Origin of the sequence: Streptomyces albofaciens JCM 4342, from assembly GCF_008634025.1 — a bacterium.
GTDB classification, from domain to species: Bacteria; Actinomycetota; Actinomycetes; order Streptomycetales; family Streptomycetaceae; genus Streptomyces; species Streptomyces albofaciens.
In genome coordinates this window covers 2,698,121-2,712,676 of sequence record NZ_PDCM01000002.1, presented here as the reverse complement: position 1 = coordinate 2,712,676, position 14,556 = coordinate 2,698,121, and the positions used below count along the sequence as shown (strand labels likewise).

Annotated in this window: 13 protein-coding genes and 5 tRNA genes; 13 read left to right on the top strand and 5 right to left on the bottom strand. The window is 71.0% G+C overall.

Annotated elements, in window-relative coordinates; all coding sequences use genetic code 11:
• Positions 1-6 precede the first annotated feature (6 nt).
• Complete coding sequence (locus CP973_RS31760; RefSeq protein WP_425282041.1) at positions 7-3,768, bottom strand: nitrate- and nitrite sensing domain-containing protein; 3,762 nt, start codon at positions 3,766-3,768, stop codon at positions 7-9.
• A 614-nt stretch (positions 3,769-4,382) separates the two neighbouring features.
• On the opposite strand from CP973_RS31760, the gene CP973_RS31755 reads away from it, so the two are divergent.
• From CP973_RS31755 to gltX, 3 genes are all read left to right on the top strand, one after another.
• Positions 4,383-4,616: a hypothetical protein gene (locus CP973_RS31755; RefSeq protein WP_150247274.1), complete on the top strand. Its 234-nt coding sequence runs from the start codon at positions 4,383-4,385 to the stop codon at positions 4,614-4,616.
• Between the two features lie 86 nt (positions 4,617-4,702).
• Complete coding sequence (locus tag CP973_RS31750; RefSeq protein WP_150247273.1) at positions 4,703-5,464, top strand: fumarylacetoacetate hydrolase family protein; 762 nt, start codon at positions 4,703-4,705, stop codon at positions 5,462-5,464.
• Positions 5,457-6,935: a glutamate--tRNA ligase gene (gltX, locus tag CP973_RS31745; protein ID WP_150247272.1), complete on the top strand. Its 1,479-nt coding sequence runs from the start codon at positions 5,457-5,459 to the stop codon at positions 6,933-6,935. Before CP973_RS31750 ends, gltX begins: the two co-directional genes overlap by 8 nt.
• Before the next feature lie 95 nt (positions 6,936-7,030).
• Here the strand turns inward: gltX and CP973_RS31740 are convergent, their stop codons facing one another.
• Entirely contained in the window at positions 7,031-7,366 is a 336-nt protein-coding gene (locus CP973_RS31740) for a hypothetical protein (protein ID WP_150247271.1), read from the bottom strand.
• Between the two features lie 425 nt (positions 7,367-7,791).
• On the opposite strand from CP973_RS31740, the gene CP973_RS31730 reads away from it, so the two are divergent.
• Positions 7,792-8,649: a helix-turn-helix domain-containing protein gene (locus tag CP973_RS31730; protein ID WP_150247269.1), complete on the top strand. Its 858-nt coding sequence runs from the start codon at positions 7,792-7,794 to the stop codon at positions 8,647-8,649.
• A gap of 9 nt (positions 8,650-8,658) precedes the next feature.
• On the top strand, positions 8,659-8,862 hold the full coding sequence (locus CP973_RS31725; protein WP_150247268.1) for a DUF397 domain-containing protein: 204 nt from the start codon (positions 8,659-8,661) through the stop codon (positions 8,860-8,862).
• Positions 8,863-8,933: 71 nt separating this feature from the next.
• Here the strand turns inward: CP973_RS31725 and CP973_RS31720 are convergent, their stop codons facing one another.
• Positions 8,934-9,233 carry a hypothetical protein gene (locus CP973_RS31720; protein WP_150247267.1) on the bottom strand — a complete coding sequence of 100 codons (300 nt, stop codon included), beginning with the start codon at positions 9,231-9,233 and terminating at the stop codon, positions 8,934-8,936.
• 136 nt (positions 9,234-9,369) lie between these two features.
• On the opposite strand from CP973_RS31720, the gene CP973_RS31715 reads away from it, so the two are divergent.
• From CP973_RS31715 to CP973_RS31690, 6 genes are all read left to right on the top strand, one after another.
• Positions 9,370-10,095, top strand: a complete 726-nt coding sequence (locus tag CP973_RS31715) for an HAD family hydrolase (protein WP_167538549.1) — start codon at positions 9,370-9,372, stop codon at positions 10,093-10,095.
• An 87-nt stretch (positions 10,096-10,182) separates the two neighbouring features.
• Positions 10,183-10,254: transfer RNA gene (locus CP973_RS31710), tRNA-Gln, on the top strand.
• A 40-nt stretch (positions 10,255-10,294) separates the two neighbouring features.
• Positions 10,295-10,367, top strand: a tRNA-Glu gene (locus CP973_RS31705).
• A gap of 63 nt (positions 10,368-10,430) precedes the next feature.
• Positions 10,431-10,503: transfer RNA gene (locus tag CP973_RS31700), tRNA-Glu, on the top strand.
• A 16-nt stretch (positions 10,504-10,519) separates the two neighbouring features.
• Positions 10,520-10,591, top strand: a tRNA-Gln gene (locus CP973_RS31695).
• A gap of 37 nt (positions 10,592-10,628) precedes the next feature.
• A tRNA-Glu gene (locus tag CP973_RS31690) sits at positions 10,629-10,701 on the top strand.
• A gap of 83 nt (positions 10,702-10,784) precedes the next feature.
• Here CP973_RS31690 and CP973_RS31685 read toward each other — a convergent pair.
• Positions 10,785-11,432 carry a MerR family transcriptional regulator gene (locus tag CP973_RS31685; RefSeq protein ID WP_150247265.1) on the bottom strand — a complete coding sequence of 216 codons (648 nt, stop codon included), beginning with the start codon at positions 11,430-11,432 and terminating at the stop codon, positions 10,785-10,787.
• An 84-nt stretch (positions 11,433-11,516) separates the two neighbouring features.
• Here CP973_RS31685 and CP973_RS31680 point away from each other — a divergent pair, with 84 nt between their 5' ends.
• Complete coding sequence (locus CP973_RS31680; protein ID WP_150247264.1) at positions 11,517-11,999, top strand: DUF4188 domain-containing protein; 483 nt, start codon at positions 11,517-11,519, stop codon at positions 11,997-11,999.
• 236 nt (positions 12,000-12,235) lie between these two features.
• On the opposite strand, the gene ndgR is transcribed toward CP973_RS31680, so the two are convergent.
• Positions 12,236-12,952, bottom strand: a complete 717-nt coding sequence (gene ndgR / locus CP973_RS31675) for an IclR family transcriptional regulator NdgR (protein WP_003984709.1) — start codon at positions 12,950-12,952, stop codon at positions 12,236-12,238.
• A gap of 172 nt (positions 12,953-13,124) precedes the next feature.
• On the opposite strand from ndgR, the gene leuC reads away from it, so the two are divergent.
• Positions 13,125-14,555, top strand: coding sequence for a 3-isopropylmalate dehydratase large subunit (gene leuC / locus CP973_RS31670; RefSeq protein ID WP_150247263.1), 1,431 nt, complete (start codon positions 13,125-13,127; stop codon positions 14,553-14,555).
• Position 14,556: the final 1 nt, after the last annotated feature.

Genomic DNA, 14,556 nt, shown 5'->3' with positions numbered 1-14,556 from the left:
ACTCAACTAACGCTCCTGCTGGTGAGTGGGGTCGACAATGCCGTGGTTGCCGGTGGAGGCGTTCTCCTCGGCCCGGTAACGGCCTTGCTGGATACCCCGGCGAAGGTTGGTCAGACGGCCGCGTACGTCGTCGGGCGCACGCGAGACCTGCGGACCGGTCTGGTTCGACTGCTGCTGCGCGGTGCCGGCGACCAGGTTGGCGCGCGGCACGCGGCGGGGCAGCCCGGAGGTGGTGACGCCGCCCGCGGCGGGCTGGCGCAGCTGCTCAGCCTGCCGCCAGCGCTCGTCGTTGGGCGAGGCGCGCCACTGGCCGCGGTCGTCGGCGCCGGCCCCGTTGAGGCTCAGGCCCGCGCCGGACGTACCGCCGGACGCGGCACCGGTCGCGGCGCCGGGCTCGCGGCGCGGCAGCGGCGGCGCCTCGGAGCGCTCCGCCGACGGGGCGGCCGGCTCGTCATCGGCCTGCTGCGGCACGGCGGAGCCGGAGGCCGGGTGGCTGAACCAGTTCGACTCGATGGTGTCGAAGATCGGCGTACGGCCGTCGCCCGGACCGGCCGGCGAGCCGCCGCCGAGCAGGTCGCCGGAGCCGTCGGCCGGGCGCTCCCGCTCCTGGGCCGGCATCGCGAACTCGCCGGTGCCCTGCGGCGACCCGCTCTGCAGGTCGGCGGGCAGGGCGAACTCGCCGGTGGTCCCGGCCCCCTGCTGCTGCGGTACGCCGCCGCCGAAGGCGCTGCCGCCTTCGAAGGCACCGGCCGCGTTGGCGTCGTACCCGTTGTTCTCGTACGAGCGGTCGCCGAACCCGGCGTCCGGGCGGGCGAACTGCCCGGTGTCGCCGGGGCCCTGCGGGGACTCGCTCCGCAGGTCGGCGGGGAGCGCGTACTCACCGGTGGTCTGCTCGCCACGCTGCGGCGCGCCGGTACCGAAGGCGTCCGGCCGGGCGAACTCGCCGGTGTCGCCCGGGCCGCGGCCCTGTGCGCCGTCCGCGGCGGGCGGCGGGGCGTCGAAGTCGGGACGGGCGAACTCGGCCGTGTCGCCGGGGCCGCCGGCCGCCGGGCGGGCGAAGCCGCCGGTCTCCGGCTCCTCGTGGCCGCGCGGCCGGTCCTGCTCCTGGCGGGGCGCCATCGGCCAGTCGTCCGCGGCGCCGCGCTCGCGGCGGGCGCCCCAGCTCGTGGTGCCGGGCTGCGGGGCGTCGCCGGCGGTGTCGGCACCGCCGGTCAGCTCCGCCGCCGCGCCGCGCTGCGGCAGCTGCGGGCGCTCGTCGTTGTGCGGCGCGCCGGTGGGCGGCGCGACCGTCGGCATCTGGGAGGTGTCACCGGCACCCGCGCCCGTGTTCGCGCCGGCCGGCGCGCCACGCGTCGGCAGCGCCGGACGTCCGTCGCTCAGCTGGCCCGCGCCGGGGCCGGTCTTCGCGGGGCCGCCGGGCGCGTTGTTGCCCGTACGGCCGCCCGGGGCACCGAACGCGCCGGCGCCCGGACCGCCCTGGCCGCCCGGACCGCCGCGGCCCGGCAGCGCCGGACGCGCGCCGCCCGCGCCGACCTGGCCGCGCGGCTGGAGGCCGGCGAGGCGGTTGGCGGAGGCGTTCGGCGTGCTGGGCTTGCCCTCGCCGTGCCCGGCGCCCGGACCGCCCTTGCCCGGCTGCGGCTTCTTGCCGCCCTGGGCGACGTCGACCGGCAGCATGACCAGCGCCGTCGTACCGCCCGAGTCGGACGGCCGCAGCTGGATCCGGATGCCGTGCCGCAGCGACAGGCGGCCGACCACGAACAGACCCATGCGGCGGGAGACCGAGACGTCCACCGTCGGCGGGCTGGCCAGCCGCTCGTTGATCGCGGACAGGTCCTCGGGCGACAGGCCGATGCCGGTGTCGTGGATCTCGACCAGGACGCGGCCGTCGGGCAGCGCGTGACCGGTCACCTTGACCTTGGTCTGCGGCGAGGAGAAGGAGGTGGCGTTCTCCAGCAGCTCGGCGAGGAGGTGGACGAGGTCGTTGACGACCCGGCCGGCGACCTCGGTCTGCGGGACCGCGCTCAGTTCGATGCGCTCGTACTGTTCCACCTCGGAGGCGGCGGCGCGCAACACGTCGACCAGCGGGACCGGGCGCGTCCAGCGGCGGCCCGGCTCCTCGCCCGCGAGGACGAGGAGGTTCTCACCGTTACGGCGCATACGGGTCGCCAGGTGGTCCAGCTTGAACAGCGAGGACAGCTGGTCCGGGTCGGCCTCGCGGGACTCCAGTTCGGAGATCAGCGACAGCTGGCGCTGGATCAGGCCCTGGCTGCGGCGCGAGAGGTTGGTGAACATCGCGTTGACGTTGCCCCGCAGCAGCGCCTGCTCGGACGCCAGGCGGACGGCTTCGCGGTGCACGTCGTCGAAGGCCGCGGCCACCTTGCCGATCTCGTCGCGGCTGTGCACGCCGACCGACTCCACGGAGGTGTCCACGTCCTGCGGGTCCGACTCGGACAGCTGCTTGACCAGCTCGGGCAGGCGCTCCTGGGAGACCTTCTGCGCGGTGTCCTGGAGGCGGCGCAGCGAACGCACCATGGACCGGGACACGACGAAGGCGCCGACCAGCGAGATGCCGAGGACCAGCAGGATCAGCGCACCGTTGATGATCGCTTCGCGCGTCGCGTCGTTGCGCAGCTCGCGGGACTTCTGCTCCATCTGCGAGAGCAGCGAGCTCTCGATCTTCGACATCTCGTCGATCTTGACGGTGTCGGTGTCGTACCAGTCGAGGTACTTGTAGTCCTCGCTGCGGATGCCGCCCTCGCTGGCGAACGCCCGGTGCGCGAAGGCGACGGCCGCCTTGATGTCGTCGTTGTTGCCGTCCAGGCCCTTGGTGAGGTCGCTGGCGCCCTCGGAGATCTGGGAGAAGCGGTCGCGGGCCGCCTTCTCGTTGTCCTCGGCGGTACGGCCGGCCAGCCGGTCGTTGTCGGACAACTGTGGGCGGCCCTTGTGCGCGAGACCGGCGCTGACGATCGCGCGCTGCATCGACGCGTACTCCTTGGCGGAGGAGAACGCCGCCAGCGCACGGGTCGCGCGGATCATCTCGGGGTTGCTGGTCGCCTGCGCCATGTCCTGGGACAGTGCGAGCAGCGAGTTGATCAGCTGGTTGTAGCTGCTGACCGTACGCGCGGAGTTGTCGGCGTCCTTGTACGCGTTGTTGCGGATCTCGTTGAGCGTGTTGAGCTGACGCCCGATGTCCAGCAGGGTCGCCTGCACGCCGGCCATCGCCGGGTCGTCGCGCTGGATGCTGCCGGTGGCCTTGTTGAACGCCAGCTTCGCGCGGTCGGTGCCCTCGCGCGGCGCGACGACGTTGGCGTCGTCCTTGACGTTGCCGCTGCCCGCGATCGGACCGGCCGACTTGTCCCGCTCGACCTGGAGCGCGTCGGCCAGCTCGGTGGCCTGCCGCGTCATCTCGGTGAGCAGCTGCATCTTGTCGAGCTGGTCGATGTTGTCCAGCGACGTGTTGATGCGCATGCCGCCCAGCGTGGTCGCGGCGATGACGGGGAGCGCCAGCAGGGAGACCAGGCGGGTGCTGATGCGCCAGTTGCGCATGGCGATGCGCGCGCCGGGGCCGCTCGGCTCCTTGGCGTCCTTGGCCGGCTTCGGCGCGGCGTCGGCGGTGTCACCGCCGATGGCCGGGCCGGTGCCCGGGCCATGCTGGGGCGAGGAGGCGCGGTCGCTCCCGCCGCGCAGCTCCGGGTCCGCCGCAGCTTCCCCTTGGCCCTGGCGGGCCTGGGGAGACCCCATGCCATCCCTCTTGAAACGTCCCTGCACTAGCGTCGCAACCTCTGGACCAGGCGTCCCACCGCGTCAACGGCGGGACGGTTGTCGAGTCGTAGGGGACCGGGGTCCCCATTTGGCGGTCGTGAGTGACCGGCGAGCTGCTCCCTCTGGCCGAGAGAGCGGCACCACCGCGCGGCGCTTCGCTGCGCCCCCTGCGCGCCGTCCGGCGGATACCTGCGGCGGTCCGTGGAATTCCAGCACAGTGCCGGATCTCCAACAAGGGCGGTGCGGCCCCCTGGGACATGCGTGACGCAATGTACGGGACACGTCACCATGTGTAGAGAGTGACGTGGCTGATAACGGACTTATGTCCGCGAGTCGCTCACGCGTGACCCCTGTCCCAGGTGCGGTGATCGGGAGCGGAACATGGGCTTCAATCCAGCAATGTCCGTTTCGCCCGTGGATGTTGATCATGGGAAATGCGGCATTTGTCACACACTTCGTGAGCAAACTCACAGGCTTCCGGCCGACTTTCCCGAAGCGCCGCGGGGAATAGCGCGCTTAGCCTGACGCTTTACACAGTTGCCCGAAATGACAAGGCCGTAATCCCGGAACTTTGCCCCGGCCGGCCCTGTTTCCCGACGTCCCTACGCGAGGCCCGAGCAGTGAAGACCACGATGATGTTCCGCAACATAGCCAACCCGCGGCGCACCACCCTCGCGCATCTCAAGGATGCCGACGAGCTCCAGAGCACCGTGGCCGAGGCGCCGGAGCACGCCGTCGAACTGCCCACGCAGACCGCCAACCCGCGCCGCACCGTCCTCAAGGACGCCCCCGCGCCGCACACCGTTCCCGCGCCGGCCGCCGCGCCGGACCGGACCGCGGACACGGCCGTATAGCAAAGGGGAGGCGGGCCGGCCGCGGCCCCGCGATAGCCTGAAAGTGTCAACTCCGGCCAGTGATCAATGAGGGGCAGCGGCAACCCGTGCGCATCGCCAGATTCTCCATCGACGGCAACGTCGGCTTCGGCGTCCTCGACGGCGACGAGATCGACGTCATCAAGGGACACCCTTTCGCCGAATTCGAGCGCTCGGGCCACAAGGTCCCCTTGGACAAGGTCCGCCTGCTGCCCCCCGTCCTGCCCAACAAGGTCGTCGCGGTCGGCCGCAACTACGCCGAACACGCGCGCGAGCTGGGCAACGAGGTCCCGGACGTGCCGGTCACCTTCTTCAAGCCCTCCACCTCGGTGATCGGCCCCGGCGACCCGGTGCAGTACCCCTCCTTCTCCCAGGAGGTCCACCACGAGGCGGAGCTCGCCGTCGTCATCGGACGGATGTGCCGCGAGGTCCCGCGCGAGCGCGTCAAGGACGTCATCCTCGGCTACACCTGCGCCAACGACATCACCGCGCGCGACGTGCAGCAGCGCGAGCCCCAGTGGGCGCGGGCCAAGGGCTTCGACACCTCCTGCCCGCTCGGCCCCTGGGTCGAGACGGAGCTGGACCCCGGCGACCTGACGATCATGTGCACCGTCAACGGCGAGCAACGCCAGCTCGGCCGCACCAGTGAGATGGTCCGCTCCGTCGAGGACCTGATCGTGCACATCACCGAGGCGATGACGCTGCTCCCCGGCGACGTCGTCCTCACGGGCACCCCGGCCGGGGTCGGCCCCCTCCAGGACGGCGACGAGGTCGCCGTCCACATCGAAGGCATCGGCACTCTCACCAACAAGGTGATCAAGCGTGGCTAACGCGACCCCCGTCCGCGTCCGTTTCTGTCCCTCCCCGACCGGCAACCCCCACGTGGGCCTGGTCCGCACCGCCCTGTTCAACTGGGCCTTCGCCCGGCACACCCAGGGCACGATGGTCTTCCGCATCGAGGACACCGACGCGGCCCGCGACTCCGAGGAGTCCTACAACCAGCTGCTCGACTCGATGCGCTGGCTGGGCCTGGACTGGGACGAGGGCCCCGAGGTCGGCGGCCCCCACGCGCCGTACCGGCAGTCCCAGCGCATGGACCTCTACAAGGACGTCGCGCAGAAGCTGCTGGACGCCGGCCACGCGTACAAGTGCTACTGCTCCACCGAGGAGCTGGACGCCCGCCGCGAGGCCGCCCGCGCCGCCGGCAAGCCCTCCGGGTACGACGGCAAGTGCCGCGCGCTGACCGCCGACGAGATCACCGCGTACGAGGCCGAGGGCCGCGAGCCGATCGTCCGCTTCCGGATGCCGGACGAGCCGATCACCTTCACGGACCTGGTCCGCGGCGAGCTGACCTTCACCCCGGAGAACGTGCCCGACTACGGCATCCTCCGCGCCAACGGCGCGCCGCTGTACACCCTGGTCAACCCGGTCGACGACGCCCTGATGGAGATCACCCACGTCCTGCGCGGCGAGGACCTGCTCTCCTCCACCCCGCGCCAGGTGGCCCTCTACAAGGCCCTGATCGAGCTGGGCATCGCCAAGTCGATCCCGCTCTTCGGCCACCTCCCCTACGTCATGGGCGAGGGCAACAAGAAGCTCTCGAAGCGCGACCCGCAGGCGTCCCTCAACCTCTACCGCGAGCGCGGCTTTCTCCCCGAGGGCCTCCTCAACTACCTCTCCCTCCTCGGCTGGTCCTTCTCCGCCGACCAGGACGTCTTCTCGATCGACGAGATGGTCGCGGCCTTCGACATCGCCGACGTGAACGCCAACCCGGCCCGTTTCGACCTGAAGAAGGCCGAGGCGATCAACGCCGACCACATCCGCCGCCTCGACCCGAAGGCCTTCGCCGAGGCCTGCCGCCCCTGGCTCCAGGCCCCCCACGCCAACTGGGACCCGGCCGACTTCGACGAGGCCGCCTGGCAGGCCATCGCGCCCCACGCGCAGACCCGCCTGACGGTCCTCTCCGACATCACCGCCAACGTCGACTTCCTGTTCCGCAAGGAGCCGGTCGAGGACGAGGCGTCCTGGGCCAAGGCGATGAAGGGCGACCCGGTGGCCCTCCTCACCACCGCCCGCGAAAAGCTCTCGGGCGCCGACTGGTCCAGCCCCGACTCCCTCAAGCAGGCCGTCCTGGCGGCAGGCGAGGAGCACGGCCTCAAGCTCGGCAAGGCCCAGGCCCCGGTCCGCGTGGCCGTCACCGGCCGCACGGTCGGCCTCCCGCTCTTCGAGTCCCTGGAAATCCTGGGCAAGGAGCGCACGCTCGCACGGATCGACGCGGCGCTGGCGAAGCTGGGGGCGTAAGGCGGCGGCTGTCACGCCGTAACGCTGTTGCTCCGTACGCCGAAGGGGCGGCCACCGGGTTCGGTGGCCGCCCCTTCGTATGGGGCGGGGGTGGGTCACGCAGTCACCGGACCGACGTGGAGGGGATTGTTCTCGGCGTCGTACGCGTTGCCCTCGGCGTCCCGGAAGACCATGCCTTCCGTGTCCCCTACCGCCAGGCGCTCGGCCATCTGCTCCACCTGATCCAGGTAGCCGGGCGTCGCGCACGCGCAAGCGAAGGGGAACCACTTGTCGGTGACCCGGTCCAGCTCCGCACGGTCGAAATCCGCCGCCGCGCTGAGCCAGTCCCGCTCGAAGAACCGCAGCCAGTCCGGGCGCCGCTGCAACGCCGTGCGGATGGCGTCCGGAGCCCGCTCGCAGGCGTTCCGGTCCACTTCGACTTCTCTGTTCATGCCCTCGGCCACACCACACTCCCCACCACACCAGGCCGCAACGAGGCGAACCGGGCCGCGCGCTCCGGCGCCGTCACCGACATCCGGAATCCGCACCCCACGGCAGCAACATCCGCCCGCCCGTCTTCATACACGAGCCCCCACGCGGCAACCCGCGCGTCCCGCAACCCGCCGACCGCATACTCCTCGACAACGGCGAAGAGGCGAGGCGCGCTGGCGTCGACCAGGTCTTGGATCTCTTGGGCGAAGCCTTCGGGAGGGTCGGGGAGGGGTGGGGGTGAGGATACGGTGGGCATGTGAAGTCTCCTGTCTGTGGGCGAAGTTGCGGGCTGATGGTGAGGAGACTAGGGCGGTTGCTGGTATGTAGACCACCACTTGGTTAGATTCCATACCGCTACCACTCCTGTGAGTGAAAGGCAGACGACATGGCCCGGGCCAAGGTCCCACCGACGGTCAGACAGCGGCGTTTGGGGGCCGAACTGCGCCGCCTCCGAGAACGTGCGGGCCTGTCTGTGACGCGTGCCGGAGAACTGTTCGGTGCGCCGCAATCACGCATCAGCAACATTGAGGCGGGCAACTACGCAGTCAGCGCGGACCGCGTCAGGGCGCTGGCCCGGCTCTACAAATGTTCGGACGATGCCCTCGTCCAGGCGCTGACCGCGATGACCGGCGGCCGTACGCGCGGCTGGTGGGACGAGTATCGTGAGTTGCTGCCCACGGCGCTGGTCGAGGTAGCCGAGTTCGAACACGAGGCCACAGCACTGCAGGTCGCTGTGCTCGTGGCCATGCCCGGGCTCCTCCAGTCTGTCGAACACGTCCGCGCCGCGTACAACCAGAACGTGCCTGCACTTCGCCCGTTCGAGATCGAACACTGCACTGCGTTCCGCATCCGGCGCCAAGGCGTCCTGCACGGGGAAGCGCCGTTGCCCTACACGGCGATCATCCACGAAGCCGCGCTGCGGATGGGGATCGGCGGGATCGACGTCGTGCGCGCGCAGCTCCGGCATCTCATGGACATGGGTGAGTACGAGCACATCACGATCCAGGTCATCCCTTTCGGGCGGGCGGATTTTCCCGCATCGGGAGGCCAACCGATCACCTATGCGTGCGGGCCCGTGCCCCAACTGGACACCGTCCTGCTGGATACCGACCACGGCCTTGAGATTCTCCACGCGGAGGATCAGCTCGCCCGTTACCGGGAGGTTCTGGACCGCATGCGTCGGTGTGCACTCGATCCCGCCGAGAGTCGCAACTTCATCCACAAGATCGCGAAGAGTTTGTGAGGCTCGACGATGCACGATTACCGGTGGCAGAAGTCCTCGTACAGCAACGCGGCGGTGAACTGCCTGAACCTCGCCGCCGCCCCCGACGGCACCTTCCGCCTCCGCGAGAGCGACGCTCCGGAGACGGTCTTCCCGGTCACCCGCGAGGGCCTGGCCGCGTTTCTGGCCGTGATCAAAGGGCACGGGGTGCGCCCGCCCGTACGTAACCGCTGAGGCCGTCCGGGGCCCGGCGGGCCGACCCCGGCCGCCGGGCCCCCACGCCGCCTTCGGCGCGCGAGCGCGCCTCAGCACACCTCGACGCGCTTGTACTTGCCCCAGTCGCTGTGGTGCCGGTAGCTCTGGCCGTTCTTCAGGGTGTGGCAGTCGAAGGGGCCGAAGCTGCCGACCACGCGGACGCGCATGGTCTTGCCGCAGGTGTTCTCGACGCGGGCTTCCCAGTAGCGGCCCACCACGGTGTAGACGTTGCGCTTGACGCAGGCGGGCGCCGTTCCGTTCGCGGCGGCCGGTGCGGCGGTCGCCAGGCTTCCGAGGCCCAGGCCGGCGACGGCCAGGCCCACCACGGCGGCACGCTTGATGTCGATCACTGGTCGATCACTCCCCGTTGGTTTCCGGACGGGGCGCGGAATCGGCGCCCCGGCAGGGCGACAGCATGCCATGGCTTTGACGTGCGCAGGGCAAAAACGAAGATCCCGCGCCGCCCGCGCCGGTACGGTCGGTTTCATGAGCATCGACGCGGTTCTCTGGGACGTGGACGACACCCTCTTCGACTACACCGGGTCCGACCGGACGGGGGCGCTGCGCCACATCGAGGCGGAGGGGCTGCTCGGAGCGTATGCCGACGCGGAGTGCGCGCTCGGGCGGTGGCGGGAGTGCATGGAGGCGGCCTTCGCGCGGTTTCTCGCGGGGGAGGTGGGGTTCCTGGAGCATCGCCGGGAGCGGGCGCGGTCGTTTCTGGGGAAGCCGCTGAGCGATGACGAGGCGGATGCCTGGTTCGGGCGGTATGTGGCCCTCTACGAGGCGGCCTGGAGCCTCTTCCCGGACGCCGTCCAGGCCCTCGAAGCGCTCGCGCCGCTGGCCCGGCAGGGCGTGCTGTCGAACTCCTCCGTCGCCAATCAGGACCGCAAGCTGCGCACGCTGGGCATACGCGATCACTTCGAGGTGGTGCTGTGTGCCGACGGGCTGGGGCACGCGAAGCCGGCGGCGGAGGCGTTTCTGGCGGCCTGTGACGCGATGGGGCTGAAGCCCGGCCGCGTGGTCTACGTGGGCGACAAGCTGGACGTGGACGCCATCGGCGCCCGGGACGCCGGGCTGCGTGCGGTGTGGGTGGACCGGACCGGGGAGCGGGGCGAGGTGCCGGACGGGGTGACGCGGATCGAGGGGCTCGCCGAGCTGCCCTCGCTGGTGCGCGGCCTTATCGGTTTTGGAGCGTCGTCCACCTTCGGGTAATGTTCTTTCTGCGCCGCCCGGGCGGGCCGAAAGGCCGGGCCGGGAAGCGCAAGCCGAACAAGACTCCGGCTCGGAGTTGAGTTCTGGTGGGCTATGGTGTAATTGGCAGCACGACTGATTCTGGTTCAGTTAGTCTAGGTTCGAGTCCTGGTAGCCCAGCAAGAGATCTTCTGAAGGTTTCTTGATCGCGCAGTACCAGGCCCCCGTTGTGTAGCGGCCTAGCACGCCGCCCTCTCAAGGCGGTAGCGCCGGTTCGAATCCGGTCGGGGGTACAGATCCTTTCTCTCCGTCACCTTCGGGTCGCTCCCGGATGTGACGATGCAAGGATCGCTAGGGCCCCCGTTGTGTAGCGGCCTAGCACGCCGCCCTCTCAAGGCGGTAGCGCCGGTTCGAATCCGGTCGGGGGTACTGGTCTAAACCACCATGGGCTATGGTGTAATTGGCAGCACGAGTGATTCTGGTTCATTTAGTCTAGGTTCGAGTCCTGGTAGCCCAGCGCGAAACCGCAGGTCAACTGCGGTTCTGCAGAGCGAGCCCCCGTTGTGTAGCGGCCTAGCACGCCGCCCTCTCAAGGCGGTAGCGCCGGTTCGAATCCGGTCGGGGGTACGCAGACGGAGAGGCCCTTCCCGGCAGGGAGGGGCCTTTTCGCATGGGCCGCGCGGACCGCGGGCGGGCCCGCGCCGCCCGGCTCACCCGCCTTCGCCGTACCGGCGGTGCGACTCCTCGGCCTCCGCGAGCCGCCGCAGACTCAGCAGCACCGGCTCGTACAGCACGGTCAGCGCCACCGCGGCCTCCACCTGCTCGGTGGGCGTCTCGAACCCCTCCACCAAATCCAGGTCGGTCACGGCCAGTTCACCGGCGAGCCGGGCGTACGGCAGGACGTTCTCGACGCCGTGCGGATAGCCGAGCCGGGCGAGCGCGGCGATGGCGTTCACCAGCAGCCCGTACGCAGGCGACAGCGCCCCCAGCTCCAGCCCGAACCGCCAGTCCAGGCGGCGCAGCAGTTCGTCCGCCGTACGGCGCGCCGCGGCGGTCTCCGGGGTCTCCTCGGCGGGCCCCGGGTCGAACGGCAGCGCCCACACGGCCGCGCCGAGCCGCATGTGGTGGTCCAGCGACTCGTCCTCGACGGCGGCCAGCACCTCACGTGCCGTGGCCACCGACATCTTCCCGACCTGGATCAGCGCCCGCACCAGACGCAGCCGGCGCAGGTGGGTGTCGCCGTACTCGGCCGTGGTGGCGGTGACCCGCTCGCCCGGCGGGAGCAGCCGCTCGCGCAGGTAGTACTTGATCGTGGCGGTCGGTACCCCGCTGCGTTCGCTCAATTCCGCCAGTCGCATCCCTTGCGCCCTTCGTTGGAGAGTGTCAGTATCCAAGCATGGATAGCGCCGCTATCCAAAGAATCGGGACAGGGGGAGATGTCAATGGCTGGCAAGGTCGTGCCGGGGCGGGTGCGGGCGGACGCCGACGGGGAAGTGGTGGTCTTCCTGATCGGCATGCGCGTCAACCGGTGGCGCTCGGTGCGCAGTTGGCTGCCGGTGTTCCTGGCGATGCCGCGGATGCTGAAGGAGCTGGCGCGTGACCCGGATGCGGGTCTGCTCGGTTACCGGCTGCTGAGCGGCGGGCCGCGCTTCTTCACCGTCGTCCAGTACTGGGAGTCGCGGGAGAAGCTGTACGCGTACGCCTCGGCCCCGGACCGGCAGCACCGCCCCGCGTGGGCGGCGTTCAACCGCCGCGCGCGAAGCGGCAAGGGCGGCGTCGGGATCTGGCACGAGACGTATGCGGTGCCGGCCGGTGCGCATGACGCGCTGTACGACTCCATGCCGCCGACCGGGCTCGGCGCCGCGTACGGCGTCACCATGCCCGGCCGGCGCGGGGCGCGGAGCGCTCCCGTGGGCGTGGCGTAGTACGGCCGCCCGGATACGGCTGAGCGGACGCGGCCGCCTGGATGCGGCTGGGCGGAGGCGGCCGCCCGGGTGCGGCTGAGCGGAGGCGGCCGCCCGGATACGGCTGAGCGGAGGCGGCCGCCCGGACGCGGCCAAGCGGATACGGCCGCCCGAATACGGCTGACCGGCCGGTGCGCGCGTTCGGTGCTGCACCGGCCGGTCGGCGTTCCGGCGGGTCGGGTGGTGAATGCGGCAGATCAGCCCGTACGCCGCAGCGCCTCGCTGAGCCGCGCCGCGGCGTCGATGACCGCCTGGGCGTGCATCCGGCCCGGGTGCCGGGTCAGCCGCTCGATCGGTCCGGAGACCGAGACGGCGGCGACCACGCGGTTCGAGGGGCCGCGTACGGGGGCGGAGACCGAAGCCACGCCCGGCTCCCGCTCGCCGATCGACTGGGCCCAGCCCCGGCGCCGTACGCCGGACAGGGCGGTCGCCGTGAAACGCGCGCCCTGGAGGCCGCGGTGCAGCCGCTCCGGCTCCTCCCAGGCCATCAGGATCTGGGCCGCCGAGCCGGCCTTCATCGGGAGCGTGGAGCCGACCGGGACGGTGTCCCGCAGTCCGGACAGCCGTTCCGCCGCGGCCACGCAGATGCGCATGTCGCCCTGGCGCCGGTAGAGCTGCGCGCTCTCGCCCGTCACATCGCGCAGGTGGGTGAGCACCGGTCCGGCCGTGGCCAGCAGGCGGTCCTCGCCGGCCGCCGCGGCCAGCTCGGAGAGCCGCGGGCCGAGGATGAACCGGCCCTGCATGTCCCTCGCCACCATCCGGTGGTGTTCCAGTGCCACGGCCAGCCGGTGGGCCGTGGGCCGTGCGAGCCCGGTCGCCGTGACCAGCCCGGCGAGGGTGGCCGGACCGGACTCCAGAGCGCTCAGTACCAGAGCTGCCTTGTCGAGAACGCCGACGCCGCTAGAGTTGTCCATGCAACGATACTCACGTCTCACAGTGTGAAACGCAAGTTCAATTTTCCGGGGAAGCCGCCAATCTGTAGGCACGGCCCCCGACCAGGGCCCGGCACGACGCCCGCAACCGGGGGACGGGCGCTTTGCACACAGTCGAGTTGGGCCGGCGATGCGGCCGGCCGGAGGGAAAGCGATGGGACGGACACTCGCGGAGAAGGTCTGGGACGACCACGTCGTCCGGCGCGCGGAAGGCGAGCCCGATCTCCTCTTCATCGATCTGCACCTGCTGCACGAGGTCACCAGCCCGCAGGCGTTCGACGGCCTGCGCAAGGCCGGCCGCTCGGTGCGGCGCACCGACCTGACCATCGCCACCGAGGACCACAACACCCCCACCCTCGACATCGACAAGCCCATCGCCGACCCGGTCTCCCGCACCCAGCTGGAGACGCTGCGCAAGAACTGCGCGGACTTCGGCGTACGGCTGCACCCGCTGGGCGACGTGGAGCAGGGCGTCGTCCACGTGGTGGGACCGCAGTTGGGACTGACCCAGCCGGGCACCACCGTGGTCTGCGGCGACAGCCACACCTCCACCCACGGCGCGTTCGGCGCGCTGGCCTTCGGCATCGGCACCAGCCAGGTCGAGCACGTGCTGGCCACCCAGACGCTGCCGATGGCGCCGTTCAAGACCATGGCCGTCACCGTGGAGGGCGAACTGCCCGAGAGCGTCACCGCCAAGGACCTGATCCTGGCCGTCATCGCCCGGATCGGCACCGGCGGCGGCCAGGGCTACGTCATCGAGTACCGCGGCGAGGCCGTCGAGAAGCTCTCGATGGAGGCCCGGATGACCATCTGCAACATGTCCATCGAGGCGGGCGCCCGGGCCGGGATGATCGCCCCCGACGAGACCACCTTCGCGTACCTGAAGGGGCGCCCGCACGCCCCCGAGGGCGCCGACTGGGACGCCGCCGTCGCGTACTGGAAGACCCTGCGCACCGACGACGACGCGGTCTTCGACCACGAGGTCGTCATCGACGCCGCGGAGCTGGCGCCGTTCGTCACCTGGGGCACCAACCCGGGGCAGGGCGCGCCGCTTTCGGAGCGGGTCCCCGACCCCGCTTCGTACGAAGACGCATCGGAGCGCTACGCCGCCGAAAAGGCCCTGGAATACATGGGGTTGACGGCGGGTCAGCCGCTGCGCGACATCCGGGTGGACACCGTCTTCGTAGGTTCGTGCACCAACGGGCGGATCGAGGACCTGCGCTCCGCGGCCGAGGTCGTACGGGGCCGCCGGATCGCCGACGGGGTGCGCATGCTCGTCGTCCCCGGCTCGGTGCGGGTCGCCCTCCAGGCGGTCGAGGAGGGGCTCGACAAGGTCTTCACCGAGGCCGGTGCCGAGTGGCGGCACGCCGGCTGCTCGATGTGCCTGGGCATGAACCCGGACCAGCTGGCCCCCGGCGAGCGCTCCGCGTCCACCTCCAACCGCAACTTCGAGGGGCGGCAGGGCAAGGGCGGCCGCACCCACCTGGTCTCGCCTCAGGTCGCCGCCGCAACGGCGGTTCTCGGCCATCTGGCATCGCCGGCCGATCTGTCCGACGCCGACGTACGTACGCCCGCGGGAGTCTGAA